This is a genomic window from Amycolatopsis sp. NPDC039088 (genome assembly GCF_055598845.1).
This window is the reverse complement of sequence record NZ_JBVKAE010000001.1, coordinates 253,251-267,252: the sequence shown is the minus strand read 5'-3', so window position 1 is coordinate 267,252 and position 14,002 is coordinate 253,251. Positions and strand designations below refer to the sequence as shown.

General features: G+C 66.5%; 13 protein-coding genes. 9 read left to right on the top strand and 4 right to left on the bottom strand.

From position 1 onward, the window contains the following. Window positions 1–92: 92 nt before the first annotated feature. A complete protein-coding gene (locus ACZ7KI_RS01080; RefSeq protein ID WP_470271219.1) occupies window positions 93–908 on the top strand; it encodes an oxidoreductase in 816 nt (271 codons plus the stop codon). A gap of 1 nt (window position 909) precedes the next feature. Here the strand turns inward: ACZ7KI_RS01080 and ACZ7KI_RS01075 are convergent, their stop codons facing one another. Further along, entirely contained in the window at window positions 910–1,143 is a 234-nt protein-coding gene (locus tag ACZ7KI_RS01075; protein ID WP_470271218.1) for a hypothetical protein, read from the bottom strand. Between the two features lie 228 nt (window positions 1,144–1,371). On the opposite strand from ACZ7KI_RS01075, the gene ACZ7KI_RS01070 reads away from it, so the two are divergent. Beyond that, window positions 1,372–1,668, top strand: a complete 297-nt coding sequence (locus ACZ7KI_RS01070; RefSeq protein ID WP_016331847.1) for a DUF1540 domain-containing protein — start codon at window positions 1,372–1,374, stop codon at window positions 1,666–1,668. Window positions 1,669–2,357: 689 nt separating this feature from the next. Here the strand turns inward: ACZ7KI_RS01070 and ACZ7KI_RS01065 are convergent. The 3 genes from ACZ7KI_RS01065 to ACZ7KI_RS01055 all read right to left on the bottom strand — a co-directional run bounded on the left by ACZ7KI_RS01065 (window position 2,358) and on the right by ACZ7KI_RS01055 (window position 6,233). Next, window positions 2,358–4,538: an RICIN domain-containing protein gene (locus tag ACZ7KI_RS01065; RefSeq protein WP_470271217.1), complete on the bottom strand. Its 2,181-nt coding sequence runs from the start codon at window positions 4,536–4,538 to the stop codon at window positions 2,358–2,360. A 157-nt stretch (window positions 4,539–4,695) separates the two neighbouring features. Continuing rightward, window positions 4,696–5,607: a helix-turn-helix domain-containing protein gene (locus ACZ7KI_RS01060; protein ID WP_470271216.1), complete on the bottom strand. Its 912-nt coding sequence runs from the start codon at window positions 5,605–5,607 to the stop codon at window positions 4,696–4,698. Window positions 5,608–5,615: 8 nt separating this feature from the next. Beyond that, window positions 5,616–6,233, bottom strand: a complete 618-nt coding sequence (locus tag ACZ7KI_RS01055; protein WP_470271434.1) for a TetR/AcrR family transcriptional regulator — start codon at window positions 6,231–6,233, stop codon at window positions 5,616–5,618. An 82-nt stretch (window positions 6,234–6,315) separates the two neighbouring features. Here ACZ7KI_RS01055 and ACZ7KI_RS01050 point away from each other — a divergent pair, with 82 nt between their 5' ends. The 7 genes from ACZ7KI_RS01050 to ACZ7KI_RS01020 all read left to right on the top strand — a co-directional run bounded on the left by ACZ7KI_RS01050 (window position 6,316) and on the right by ACZ7KI_RS01020 (window position 13,945). Beyond that, the gene (locus ACZ7KI_RS01050; protein WP_470271215.1) at window positions 6,316–7,020 is read left to right on the top strand and encodes an alpha/beta fold hydrolase; all 705 of its coding nucleotides are present in this window, start codon (window positions 6,316–6,318) and stop codon (window positions 7,018–7,020) included. A gap of 202 nt (window positions 7,021–7,222) precedes the next feature. Beyond that, window positions 7,223–8,182: a D-lactate dehydrogenase VanH gene (gene vanH, locus ACZ7KI_RS01045; RefSeq protein ID WP_470271433.1), complete on the top strand. Its 960-nt coding sequence runs from the start codon at window positions 7,223–7,225 to the stop codon at window positions 8,180–8,182. After that, complete coding sequence (gene vanA, locus ACZ7KI_RS01040) at window positions 8,175–9,215, top strand: D-alanine--(R)-lactate ligase (protein WP_470271214.1); 1,041 nt, start codon at window positions 8,175–8,177, stop codon at window positions 9,213–9,215. Before vanH ends, vanA begins: the two co-directional genes overlap by 8 nt. After that, a complete protein-coding gene (vanX, locus tag ACZ7KI_RS01035) occupies window positions 9,212–9,820 on the top strand; it encodes a D-Ala-D-Ala dipeptidase VanX (protein ID WP_470271213.1) in 609 nt (202 codons plus the stop codon). Before vanA ends, vanX begins: the two co-directional genes overlap by 4 nt. Before the next feature lie 85 nt (window positions 9,821–9,905). Next, complete coding sequence (locus ACZ7KI_RS01030; protein ID WP_470271212.1) at window positions 9,906–10,475, top strand: M15 family metallopeptidase; 570 nt, start codon at window positions 9,906–9,908, stop codon at window positions 10,473–10,475. A gap of 1,544 nt (window positions 10,476–12,019) precedes the next feature. Continuing rightward, window positions 12,020–12,985, top strand: coding sequence for a ParB/RepB/Spo0J family partition protein (locus ACZ7KI_RS01025; RefSeq protein ID WP_470271211.1), 966 nt, complete (start codon window positions 12,020–12,022; stop codon window positions 12,983–12,985). Window positions 12,986–13,117: 132 nt separating this feature from the next. After that, the gene (locus ACZ7KI_RS01020) at window positions 13,118–13,945 is read left to right on the top strand and encodes a prephenate dehydrogenase (RefSeq protein ID WP_470271210.1); all 828 of its coding nucleotides are present in this window, start codon (window positions 13,118–13,120) and stop codon (window positions 13,943–13,945) included. Window positions 13,946–14,002: the final 57 nt, after the last annotated feature.

Here is a 14,002-nt window from a genome sequence, read left to right as displayed (position 1 = left end):
CACCTCGATGAATGGGCCTTTCGTGTTGTAGCACCCCGAAAATCGGCTCTACTGTTTCGTCGACAGTGAAGAGATCGGGAGGTACACGCGGGATGACGGCCAAGGTTTGCCTGGTCACCGGTGCTTCGTCAGGGATCGGCCACGCCACCGTGCTGGAACTGCTCCGCGCCGGCCACACCGTCTACGGTGCGGCGAGGCGCCTGGAGAAGATGGACGACCTTCGGGCCGCGGGTGGTCACCCGCTGAAGATGGACGCCCGCGACGAGGACGACCTCCGCCGCGCGGTCGGAACCGTCCTCGACGAGCAGCAGCGGATCGACGTCCTGGTCAACAACGCCGGCACGGTACTGCACGGCGCCATCGAAGACGTACCGCTGGACAGCGCGCGAGACCAGCTCGAAGTCAACCTCCTCGCGCCGGCCAGGCTGGTGCAGCTCGTCCTGCCTGCCATGCGCGCGCGGCGATCCGGCACGATCGTCAACGTGTCGTCGATCGGCGGCGAAATCGCCTTGCCGCTCGGCGCCTGGTACTACGCGTCGAAACACGCGCTCGAAGCCTTTTCCGACACGCTCCGCATGGAGGTCGAGCCGTTCGGCATCGACGTCGTGATCATCCAGCCGGGCATCATCAAGACCGAGTTCGAAGACCGGACTTCCGCGCAGCTTCGGGAGATCTCCGGCGCCGGGGCGTACCGGGAGATGGCGGAAGCCATGGCACGGCACGGCGAAACCGGGCTCAGCGACGGCTCCGATCCCGGCGTCGTGGTCGAAGCCATCCGTCGCGCCATCGAGGCCGAGCGTCCGGAGACGCGCTACGCCGTCGGCCACCTCGCGGAGAAGCTCCTCGAACTCAACCGGACCCTGCCGGACCGGGAGTTCGACGCACTGGCCACCCGCGCCACGAAATGACTCAGCCGCCCGATCGCTTGCCGATGGGCTCCGGCCCGGCTCCCCGGCGGCGAGTACGGACCGCCCCGATCCACAGCAGCACGGACACCACGGCACTCGGCGCCGCCGTCAGGTAGACCGGCCACGCGCGGAAACCGGACACCCACAGCATGACGACCAGGCCGAAGGTGATCAGGGTCCAGGCCAGGGCGAGGCTGTTGCCTCGGCGCCTCCAGCGCGCGAAGCGGCTTCGCACGCCTGCTGCTCTCCTCGCACCCTCCGCCGGTTTCATGACCGGTGGATACCCGCTCTTCGCCTGGTCAACCCCCGAAAATGAGGCCCGCTCCGCCGCGTTTAGTCCGCTGAATGCGGATGGCGGCACCGATGGGTGAGGCCCGGCCGTTCGAATTGCCGCGGGCAGGGAGCGGTGTGACCCTGAAAGGACCGAACGACACCACCACCACCACGAAGTACAGGAGTCGTCATGACCACCACCGAGATGCCCGCCGTCCACGAATGCACGGTCAGTGGCTGTTCCTACAACCACGACGGCTGCCACGCTTTCGCCATCACCGTCGGTGGCGGGAACGGGTCGGCCGACTGCGGAACCTTCGTCCCGCTCAACACCAAGGGCGGTCTCGATCGGGTGACCGCGCAGGTGGGTGCCTGCTCCCGCTCCGATTGCCGCCACAACTCCGCGCTGGAATGCACGGCGTCGAGCGTCCGGGTCGGACCTGGCGAAGGCGACCACGCCGCGAACTGCCTGACGTACGCCCCGTAAGGTTCTTGACTGTCCACAAGGGACACTTTTCGAAACAAATTCCCCGATTTGGACAAATTGCACGGTCCAAAGGGGTCGCGAGTGGCGATTCGGGTTGGAGCGGATCCTCTTTTAGGTGTCTGCTCGTGGCCTGTGGCTGGCTCGCGTGAACTACATGATGGCCCCCTTCCTTGCGCCTAGCGCAAGGAAGGGGGCCATCATGTAGTGGCGAAGGTGTGACTGGTGGCGCTGCTGAGGCTCGTGATGGTCGTCCGGGCCGGGTGAGGGGAACTTTGAGGGACTCTGAGTCCCTCAAGGAGTCCTTCACGGCACGGCCGCAACCGGACCCCCGGATCGCCCCTCGTGACCAGCCGAGCCCGCGTCTCATCTGAAGCCTCAAGCCAGGAAGTCCGTGAAGGCCTCCTTCCCTACCCTGAAGGTCAGGGTCCCGGCAAAGTCGGGGTCGCACCCGGTTGCGAAGCTTGATCAACAGAGCTTCAGGGGCATGCCCCTGAAGCCGGCGTACCTCGAGTGTGGAGGATTTGGGACGTTCACCGTCCCAAATCCTCCACACTCGGGCCCCGCGGGCATCAGCGGTGCCACATCCAGACCACCGAGAACAGTGCCGACCAGCAACTCTGCGACTTTGCCGGGACCCTGACCCTCAAGGTAGGGAAGGAGGCCTTCACGGACTTACGCCGACGACGTGGTCAGCCGATCGTCCACAATTGCAGCGCGGACCCGGTGTCCGCGCGTTGCGTGACGGCCGCACCGTCCGAAGTGGACGCTGTCGTGAGGAGCAGTCCCGACCGGACACTGGCGAGCTTGTACCTGCCATCTGGCTGTTTCGCCGCGGTCCAGCGCTGATTGGGTCCGCCGGTACACGTCCATTGGATGACCCGCGCGCCCGCGGTGGTCACGCCGCCTTCGACGTCGGCGCACAGCTTCGAATGCGCGTTGGTCAGGGTGTAGGAACCGTCGGACTGCCGGGTGAACAGCCACTTCTGGTTGTCACCCTGGTTCGGCGCCCAGGTGATCAGGGGAGTGCCGGTCGCCGTGGAGGAGTTCGGGTCGTCGAGGTTCTTGCCGGACGCGGCGAGGGTGTGGATCCCGCCGAGAGTGCCCGCGCCGGCGTCGGTGAACGTCAGTGTCTGCTCGGCCGCGGTGCGGCCCTCGCCGACGGTGCTTCCGCTGGTGTCGGTCCACGACCGTAGCGGGGTGGTCTCCGCCTGCCGCGACGTCTTGCCGGAGAGGGCGAGAACGAGGCCGCTGTAGCGGTTCACCAGCCGGAACTTTCCGGAGTCCACAGTGGACCGGATGACGAACCACTGCTGACCGACGGTCGAGGACGAGGTCACGGTGGGTTTCGCGCCCCACGCCCGGCCTGCCTGGACGGCGTCGACGCCGAGGAACTGGCCCGTGGCGGCGTTGACGACGCGGTACGAGCCGTCGCCGTCGGGGGAGAACTGCCAAGCCTCGCGGTCGGAACCGGTCGTGCTCGCGACCGAGGTCGTCGCGGTTCCGGTGCTCTGCGCGAGCACCCGGCCGTCACCGAGGCCGATCCGGTACTTGCGTGAAGTGTCCACAGGGGACGGTGCGGGTGCGGACGAGGTGATGGTCTGCGTGGTGTACTCGCCGCCCGCGCCGCCGGAGCACGCCACCGCGCAGTACGACCGGAACTGTTTGCCGATGATGGTGGAGTTCGTCTTGTTCGCGGCGTCGACGAACCAGCGGTACCAGGACTGGTTGGTGTAGGAGCCGGTGTCGCCGATCAGCCGCCACTTCTGCGTCGACAGGTCGTCGGTCGCGTAATAGCGCTGCGGGACGACGCTGTCCACGGCTTCCGGTGCGCCGATGTAGAGCCCCAGATACGCGTTGTAGGCGATGTTCATGATGAACAGATCGGATTTGCGCGGCAGCTGCCCCGCGGCGATCTGCTGGCTGACGTTGCCGGTGTTGGCCGGGTCGTAGTCGTCCGCCACGGGCGTGTAACCGGTGCCGCCCGATGAAGACACCGGGACCATGTTGCTCTCACGGCCGCCGACGCCGGGCTGGGTCCAGCCGCCGTCGAACCACTTCTGCCACGAGCCGGTCGCCATCTTGCCCGAGATCGGCGCCCTGGCGACGTGGGCCAGGCCGGTCATCGGACCGCCGGCGCCGGCCTTCGGCACGATGCGCGAGCCGTAGTAGACGTAGAAGTAGCCGGACGCGGTGTCGACGAACAGGCGCGGGTCGCCGTCGCCGTAGTCGAACGTCTGATGCGGGAAGGCCGCCGTGTCACCGCGTTTCGTGCTGTAGGGCGAGGTGATCGCGTGGTCCTTGATGGCCCAGGTCCGGCCCTGGTCCTTCGAGACGGCCCAATCGATCGCGTCGTAGTGGGAGAACGAATACGCGCCGAACGGCTCGGGGGTGAACTCGTTGTGGATCAGGCCGTACCAGTCGCCGGTGTCCGGATCCACCCAGACGCCGACGGGATCGCAGAAGTTGCGTTGTGAATAGCCGGATCCGGACGGCGGATAAGTGGCTTCCTTGCCGGTGGGGCTGTTGTTGCAGCGCCAGGTCGTATCGTCGTTGCGGTCGGCGGGGTTCGCCGGGTTCACCGCGCCACTGATGGGGTTCTTGCCGAAACTGTCGAAATCGCGTCCGCTGTAGAAATCCCATTCCCGCGGCTCGTTCGCCCCGTAGAGCGCGGCCGCCTGCTGGAAGTAGAAGGTGCCGTCCTTGTCGACGTAGGCGCTCGCCGGTGTGTCGGTGGTCGGGCTGAACGACTTCTTGGCGTCGACGGTGATGGTGTACGTCGCGTCCAGCGGCGCGGCACCGGACGGCACCGGTACCACCGTGGTCGCCGCCACGGCCAATGCCGCGGCGCCGAGAAGAGGCAGGGTCCGCATGACTCTCTCCCAAGGGTGACCCGCACCACAGTTGGCGGGGCGGTCGCCGATGTTATGAACGTTATTGCACGCAAGTCAACGTGTTCGCTCAATTTCAAGCGTCTTTCATGCACTTATTGCGCGGAAAGTCCAAGCGTCGCCGTGCGGAAGTCCAAGGTCAGTCGAGCCCGTCCTCCGGCACCAGAGGCGGGTCGTCGGGGGCGGGGATCCGCGAACTCCAGCCGCCGGGTACGGCCTGGGCCCGCGATTCGCGGAACCGGCCGGGGGAGACGCCCACCCGGCGGGTGAAGAGGCGGGTGAAGTAGGCGGCGTCCTCGTAACCGATCGCCTGCGCCACGCCCTGGACCGGCATCCGCGTCGTGGTCAAGAGTTCCTTCGCGCGGTTGAGGCGAAGCGTCAGCAGATGGTCCTTCAGCCCGGACTCGGTACTCCGGCGCACGGCCGCGCGTAGTTCGGCCAACGTCATACCTTGGCGAGCCGCGATCTCCGCGACGCTGATCGGCAGTAAGGCGTCGCGAGCCAAGGCCTCCAGCAGGGAACCGCCGCTGGGGGTGCGGTCGGCGCGCGCCCGGCGCAGTGCCACCAGCAGATGGTGCACGGCCGCCGACGCGTCGACCTGCGCCAACGGGCTGCCGCCGCGCGCGCAGCGCACGATCCGGTGCACGATGTCGCGGACGACCATGACGTCGCCCAAGGGCACCACCGGCTCCTCAGGCGTGACGTAGCCGAGTTCCACGTAGGCGTCCACGGCGCCGCCGTCGAAATCGACGAAGTACTCTTCCCAGCCCTGCGCGGGATCGGGCGCGTAGTGATGCCCGACGCCGGGGACGAGCCACAGCAGTGCGGGCGCGACGACCTCCTGCCGTTCCCCGCCCGGCACGGCGAACCATCCGCGTCCCTTGGACACGACGACGGCCACGTAGTGATCGAGGACCCGAGGGCCCACGACGGGCAGGACGCCGTGCTGCAACCCGACGCCAAGGCACACCAAACCCAGCCGTCGGTGCACGGCGGACGGTGTGAAGTACCGCATCCAGGTCCGGTAACCCATGTCCGCATCTTCGCTCAAGCCCTGGCTCACCGTCGTGGGTCGGAGTCACCAGCCGGTTTCAGGCCGAGCGCGAGGTGGAGCTGGTGGGCCCACCAGCGAACCTGAGCGGCCGGATCGTCCGAGGCGGCACCCGTGACTCCGGCACTGCGCCGGAAGGCGCTTCCGTACAGGGCCTCCGTCGCCATCGCCTGGTGCAGGGCCGCGACCGCGAGCCGCGTGTCGTCGAGCGAACCGCCGTCGTGCCGCAGTCCATGGAGAGCGTCGACGACCGGGGAGAGCATGCCGCTGCCCGGGTCACGCCAGCCCGCCGTGTGCAGCGCCACCGCGAGCTCGCCGAAACCGCGCTGGTAGAGGGTATGGAGCGCCTCGACGAGTTCGAGCAGGTCGGCGTCGTGGTCCAGCCAGCCGGTGAGGAGATCCTGAAGCGCGTCCCGCAGGCGGCGGCCTCCGTGCCGGAGCAGCTCGGCCAGCAGCTTCTCGCGGTTGCCGAAGTGGTGTGCGACGCCGGCGTCGGTCATGCCGACCCGCGCGGCCACCGCGCGCATCTGAACGGCGGCCACGCCGGACTCGGCGAGCAGCGAAGCCGCCGCGTCGAGGATCAGCAGGCGGGCCTCCTCGGGAGTCCTTCGGGCTCGGGATGTCATCACGGTCGGCATCCTACCTTGATGCGCCAAGGTAGTTGGGCTACCTTGACAGCTCAAGGTAATTGGCCCCGGGAGCGTCCCCATGACTCGATCAGCGACCACCGAAATCAGCCTCGACCTGGGCGAAGTCGTCCTGCGAGGCACGGTGACGGGTACCGGCCCGACGGTCCTGTTGCTCCACGCGGGCGGAGAGCGCCGCGGTGTCTGGGCACCGGTCGCCGAGGTACTGGCCGGGCACGGGCTCCGCACGGTGGCCTTCGACCTGCGTGGTCACGGCGAGAGCTCCGGCCGCGCGACCACGCTCCGGGCACTCGCCCGGGATGTGGTCGAGATGATCGGCCGTGAACCGGCGCCGATCGTCCTCGTCGGCGCTTCGGTCGGCGGGCTGGCCGCCATCGCCGCCCTCGCGGACCCCGCCGTCGCGGCCAGGGTGAGCGGTCTCGTGCTGGTCGACGTCGTACCGGACCTGCCCCCGGCGCGAGCGCGCTCGTGGCTGGACTTCCAGGGGCTCGGCGGCCGCTACACCCAGATCGTGGAGGACATTCTCGGGTCAGGCTCCGCCCTGTTCGCGACGGCCGGCGCCTTGGCCATGCCCATCCTCGTGGTGCACGCCGGCCGGGATTCACCGCTCAGCGAGGCCGATCTGCACCGGTTGCGGGCGGCCAACAGCCGGGTCACCGTCGTCCGCGTCCCGGCCGCGGGTCATCTCGTGGCGAGGGATGCTCCGGAAGAACTGGCGCGCCTCGTGTGGGCGCACATCGTCGCGGTCAAGGCCGACGCCGGGTAATGGGCCGATGGCGGTGACCACCAGTGACACACGTTCGCTCGCGTGTAATCGGCGATGGCGGTGACCAGGGGTATAGAACCACATACCGGTCGGCATCAGCGCGCTGCTTACACTGCTGGGCATGACCTACAGCGAACCAGCACCGGTGGCGGGCAGCCGCACGCGATCGCTGGCGTCCGCGTCCCCCTCCGCCGAGGAGGTAATGGGGATCACGATCTATGGATGCGGGCAGGATGAAGCCGTCTTGTTCCGGGAGATGGCTCCTCGCTTTGGTGTGCGGCCGACCATCGTGGCGGAACCGGTATCCGAGACCAATATCGAACTGATCGCCGGGAACCGATGCATCAGTGTGGGTCATAAAACCCGAATCGAGAACTCCACTCTTCTCGCGCTCAGCCAGGCCGGTGTGGTCTATGTCTCGACGAGGAGCATCGGGTTCAACCATATCGACGTGGAATACGCCGAGAGCGTCGGCATCACCGTCGGAAACGTCTCCTATTCGCCGGACAGCGTCGCCGACTTCACGTTGATGCTGATGCTGATGTCGCTGCGGAACGCGAAGTCCATCATCCGCCGGGCGGACGTGCACGACTACAGACTGCATGACGTGCGCGGGAAAGAGCTGCGTGACCTGACCGTCGGCGTGGTCGGGACGGGGCGCATCGGCGTCGCGGTCATGGACCGGCTGCGCGGTTTCGGCTGCGAAGTGCTGGCGTACGACAAGGTCCCGGCCACCGACGCCACTTACGTTTCTCTCGACGAATTACTGCGGCGGAGCGACATCGTGACGCTCCATGCGCCGCTCAACGCGGATACATACCATCTCCTCGGTCGTGACAATATCGAGCAGATGAAGCACGGCGCGTTCATCATCAACACCGGACGCGGTGCGTTGATCGACACCGAGGCCCTCATCTCGGCTTTGGACAGTGGAAAACTGGGCGGAGCGGCGCTTGATGTCGTCGAAGGAGAGGAGGGAGTCTTCTACGCCGACTGCAGTGACAAGAACATCGAAAGCAAGCCATTGCTGCGGTTGCAGGAACTGCCGAATGTCCTCATCAGCCCGCATACCGCCTATTACACGGATCACGCTTTGAGTGACACCGTTGAAAACTCTATCGTCAATTGCCTGAAATTTGAAAGCGGGAACCAGCATGGGTAAGTTGAAACTCGGCATCATCTTCGGGGGATCTGGCGAAGAGCATCCAGTCTCGGTCAAGTCCGCGGTCGAGGTCGCGAAGAACCTGAACCTCGAGAAGTACGACCCGTACTACATCGGGATCACGCTGGCCGGCGAGTGGAAGCTTTGCGACGGCCCCAGCGCGGAGTGGGAGTCCGGCGACACCCGCCCGGTCGTCGTTTCCCCGGACCGGAGCGTGCACGGCCTGCTGGTCCTCGACGAGGGCAAGTACGAGACGATCGCCCTCGACGTGGTGCTGCCCGTCCTGCACGGCAAGTTCGGTGAAGACGGTGCGATGCAGGGCCTGCTGGAGATCTCCGGCATTCCTTACGTCGGCTGCGACGTCCAGAGCTCGGCCCTGTGCATGGACAAGTCCCTCACCTACGCCGTCATCCGCGGCGCCGGAATCGCGACGCCGAACTTCTGGATCGTCACGTCGGACAACGACGTCGATCCCGACACGCTCACCTACCCCGTTTTCGTGAAGCCCGCCCGTTCGGGTTCGTCCTTCGGTGTCAGCAAGGTCTCCAACAAGGAAGAGCTGGCGAGCGCGCTGGCGACCGCGCGGGAGTTCGACTCGAAGGTCCTGATCGAAGAGGCCGTCGTCGGCAGCGAGATCGGGTGCTCCATTCTCGGCAACGGCGACGACCTGTTCGCCGGCGAGGTGGACCGGGTCGCGCTGACCCACGGCTTCTTCAAGATTCACCAGGAAGAAAGCCCCGAAACCGGTTCCGAGAACTCGTCCTTCATCGTTCCCGCCGACATCCCGGCGGAGTCGCGCACGCTCGTCCAGGAGACGGCGAAGGCCATCTACCGCACCTTGGGCTGCCGGGGTCTCGCGCGCGTGGACCTGTTCCTCAAGGAAGACGGAAGCGTCGTGCTCAACGAGGTCAACACCCTGCCCGGCCTCACCTCCTACAGCCGTTACCCGCGCATGATGGCGGCCGCCGGCCTGCCGCTCGGCGAGGTCGTCGACCGGCTGGTGGCGTTGACCTTGGCGGGTCGTAACGGATGAAGGATGATTTCGTCTTCGTAGACGAGGTTGTTCCCGGAATACGGTGGGACGCCAAGTACGCCACCTGGGACAACTTCACCGGCAAGCCGGTGGACGGGTATCTGGTGAACCGCATCGTCGGCACCAAGGCCTTGTGCGCGGCACTGGAAAAAGCGAAGGACGAAGCCGCGTCTCTCGGTTTCGGCTTGCTACTCTGGGACGGATACCGCCCCCAGCGCGCGGTGAACCGCTTCATGCGCTGGGCGGAAGAGCCAGAGGACGGCCGGAAGAAGGCGCGGCACTACCCGAACATCGACCGGCCCCAGATGTTCGAAAAGGGTTACGTGGCAACGAAGTCGGGGCACAGCCGGGGTAGCACGGTCGACCTGACGATCTACCGCCTCGACACCGGTGAACTCGCTCCCATGGGCGGCGACCACGACGTGATGGACGTCGTCTCGCATCATGGCGCGGAGGGGATCACCGAAGAAGAAGTGAAGAACCGGCTCCACCTCCGTTCCATCATGGAGGCGAGCGGGTTCAGCGCTTATGAGTGCGAGTGGTGGCATTACAGCCTGAAGGACGAACCCTATCCGGACACCTATTTCGATTTCCCGATCGAATAGCCCGGTCGCCGGTTTTGGCAGGTCCGTGAAGGCCTCCTTCCCTGCTCTCAAGGTAGGGAAGGAGGCCTTCACGGACTTCCGGGGCTTGAGCGAACCAGTACGGACAACGGCCCGCCGGGTGCTCAGAGCCTTCGCCGCCGGCCTGCGAGTCGTCGTCGCGGTGATCGCGAGGTTGGTCCGCATCGAGCCGCGTGACGCGCTGGGCGAGGATCACGGTGTCATCCCCAAGGGGACGACGGTGTTCGACGACCGGGTGCCCGGCGTGGTCAATCTCGATCCGGATCTCCTCGCCGCCCTGCGCGAGGCCGTGACGGTCGCCGCGGACGACGGGGTCGAGCTCTTCGTCACCAGTGGCTGGCGCTCCCCTGAGTATCAGGACCGGCTCCGGCGCAAGGCTGTCGCGGAGTACGGATCCGAAGAGGAGGCCGCCCGGTGGGTGGCCACCCCGGAGAAGTCCATTCACGTGGCGGGTGGCGCGGCCGATATCGGGCCGCCCGCTTCCGCGGCGTGGCTGTCCGAGCACGGCGCCGACTACGGGTTGTGCCAGATCTACCGCAACGAACCCTGGCACTACGAGCTGCGCCCCGAAGCGATAGAGAACGGGTGCCCGCCCATGTTGCCCGATCCCAGCCACGATCCGAGGTTGCGGCAGTGACCTCACCTGCGCCGCGAATGTGCCTGACAAATCGTGTTAGAACGTCACATACTATGCGTACCCACCCCGCTTGACCCGGTCGTTTGTCACGCCGGACTTGATTCGTCACATCCGTGAACGCGACATCTTTGCCTTATCCCCCAGACGGCAAGAAGGACCACTCGGTACTTAGGGAACAAAACTCGACTCTCTTGCCGAGAGGGACGGCGGGCCTTGGCGCCATCGCCTTTGCTCGCCCGTGCGCGATCGGCGTAACCTGCGGGTCCGTTCGGCATGATCGGGCGAATCGTGCCAGCGGGACAAGTCCACTGGTTTCGGCGGGCAGGGGAGCAGGCGTGCCAAAGCAAAAGGTTCTCGATATCCGCGTTTTCAAGCCGTGAACGGACAATGACGGAATCGCCGTATGTGGCTCGCTCGGGCGCGGCGTCGACAGGGCGAACGGCCGTCCAACTCCCTCGCCGTCGTCTCGGGCATCCTCGACGGGATCGGAGGAGCCGTCCTTGCCCCACCGGAACGAAGTCTGCTGTTTTAGCAGGTCAAGCCCTTGATGGGCGTGAGACCAGGTGCCTCCCGTTGTGCGTTCCGTCGACCGACGCCTGCCGAAGGGGCATCCAGCCGACCCGCGTCGGCGCGGATGACTCATGACTGCGTCCACCATTACACCTCCTCGCTTTGCTTCTGGGGTTCGACCTCCCCATCGGCATCATGATCACCCATTCGACGCAGTGGTTCCACGAAGGAATACCGATACGGCCATTCGTGTGAAGAACTGTCGATGAACGAAATATGACCCACTCGCCGATACTCATCGCGGGCGAAAAATCAAGACCCGCGAACGGTCTAACAGATGGTTGCGAACAGGCTAACCAGGTGGACGTACAGGGGTGGTGTCGCGCGGGGGCGTTTTACGCACTGGACGGCATGCGCGTCAACAGAAATGGGAAAAGTTTCGAAAAATGATCTTGGGTGGCGACCTCACTGCGGAAATCACACTGTTCGTCAATTGCCGACAACGATCGGTCATGCCATGCTGACAGCGTGTGCACTCACTGGGGATGTGCCACCTGCTGGGGACTTAGGGGGTGCGACGGTGACTCGCGACCGCGAGGAAATCGTAGAAACCAACCGGTGATACCACTGGTCTGAGCTCGGCCTTGGCCGAGTACGCGAGGCCCTGTTCCGAAACCTCGCATCGCAGCGCGCTCCGGCGTCGTCGAGCCGAACCGACAACGGCTTGTCGAGCCGATGTCGTTGTGCGCTCGTCTCACCGAAGCATCGCACAGGGGCGAGCAGAGGACGCCGGCCCGACCCGATGGTTCCACCGGAGCGCAACGTCGCCTCCGGTCACCGGGAGGGCAGTGGAAACGGCCTGTACACACGGGTCTGTCAATGGTGTTCGCGGGATCCTCACTGTCGAGGCTCCCTCTCGCGGCCGGCCCCGTGCCTGCCGAAATCTCGGTGTCCAACCACGGGTCTTGAGCAGTTGGACCGTGGGTTCCATGTCGTACCGCAAGTTGCCGAATAACAGATTCATTGGGGGCTAGGTGGATCCGACGAGAGTTGACATTCTCGCTCTCCCGGTCGTCGAAATCGAGCTGTCCCGGCTGTCTTCCGTTTGCTCGCCACGAACCTCGGGCGAGGATCCGGAGCACGTCGAGACGCTGTTGTCGGCAGAGTGGGAGCTTCCGCCCATTCTCGTGCACCGACCGACGATGCAGGTGATCGATGGCCTGCACCGGTTGAAGGTGGCGCGGGTCCGGGGCGATACGAAGATCTTGGCGAGGTTCGTCGAAGGCACCGAATCGGATGCCTTCGTCCTGGCGGTCGAGGCGAACATCCGGCATGGGCTGCCGCTTTCGCTCGCCGACCGCAAACGTGCGGCCGTCCAGATCATCGGGACGCATCCGCAGTGGTCCGATCGGCGGGTGGCCTCGGCGACGGGGATCTCCGCCGGCACGGTGGCCGACCTGCGAAGACGCGGAGGAGAGAACGGGAACCAGGCGAGAATCGGGCGGGACGGCCGGATCCGTCCCGTGGACAGTTCGGAGCGGCGGAAACTCGCCGCCGAGCTCATCCGCAACGATCCGGGCCTTTCGCTCCGTCAGGTGGCCAAGCAGGTCGGCATCTCCCCGGAGACGGTCCGCGACGTGCGGGGCAGGCTGGAACGTGGCGAGAGCCCGACGCCGGACGGGACAAGGAGGCTGCGGCCGAAGCCGCATCCGTTGAGTTTGACGGAGCCGGACCTCAGCCAGACCGTGGACCGTGAACGGCTCGCCACGCTGGAGCGCCTCAAGGCCGATCCCGCGCTGCGGTTGAGCGAAGTCGGCCGGATCCTGTTGCGCATGCTCACCATGCACTCCATCGACGGGCAGGAGTGGGAGCGGATCGTGCGCGGTGTCCCGCCGCATCTGTACGGCGTGGTCGCCGGATTCGCCAGGGATCACGCCAGGGTCTGGGCGGGTTTCGCGGATCACCTGGAGAACCGGGCGACCGATCTGGCCGCGGGATGAGCGTTTGACGTACCCGGTGGCCGACGGCTCGCCGTTCGGCCACCGGTAGCTCCAGAGTCCACAGTGGACACATCGGCCGGTGCCCAGTCCTCGCGGCTGGACATCGGCAAGGGGGCGGCCTAAGAAAGAACGGTGACCCTCCAGAAGGCGCTTGTCGTCGGCACCGGACTGATCGGAACGTCGGCCGCGCTGGCCCTTCGCGAGAAGGGCGTGGCCGTCTACCTGTCCGACGTCGACCCGGATGCCGTACGGCTGGCGCGGGAGCTCGGCGCCGGTCTGGGGTGGACCGGCGAGGAAGTGGATCTGGCGGTGATCGCCGTACCGCCGCACCTGGTCGGGGAGCGGCTGGCCGCGCTGCAGAAGCAGCGTGCCGCGCGGACCTACACCGATGTCGCCAGTGTCAAGGTCGATCCGATCGCCGACGCGGAGCGGCTCGGCTGCGACCTGACCTCTTACGTACCAGGACATCCGCTCGCCGGCCGGGAGCGATCCGGCCCGGGGGCCGCCCGCGCCGATCTGTTCTCCGGCCGCCCTTGGGCACTCTGCCCCGGCTCCGTGACCAGTGCGGACGCCGTGCGGCGGGTACGGGAACTGGTGTCGTTGTGCGGGGCGAACGCGGTCGTCGTCGGCGCGGGCGAGCACGACTCGGCGGTGGCGCTGGTGTCGCACGCCCCGCACGTGGTGGCGTCGGCGGTGGCGGCGAGTCTGACCTCCGCCGACGACGTCGCGCTGGCGCTGGCGGGTCAGGGGCTGCGCGACGTGACCCGCATCGCCGCCGGAAATCCCTTGCTGTGGCGGATGATCCTGGCCGGAAACGCCGATCCGGTCGCGGCGGTGCTCGACCGGATCGCGGCCGATCTCACCACGGCCGCCTCGGCGCTGCGGTCGGGTGAGCCGGCTGAACTGACGGATCTGCTGCGGCGTGGCGCGGACGGCCAAAGCCGGATCCCCGGCAGGTAGGACGAGCGGGTTCCGCGGCGAAAACCGTTGCCACCGCGTCCAAGTGCCGAAAGTGCT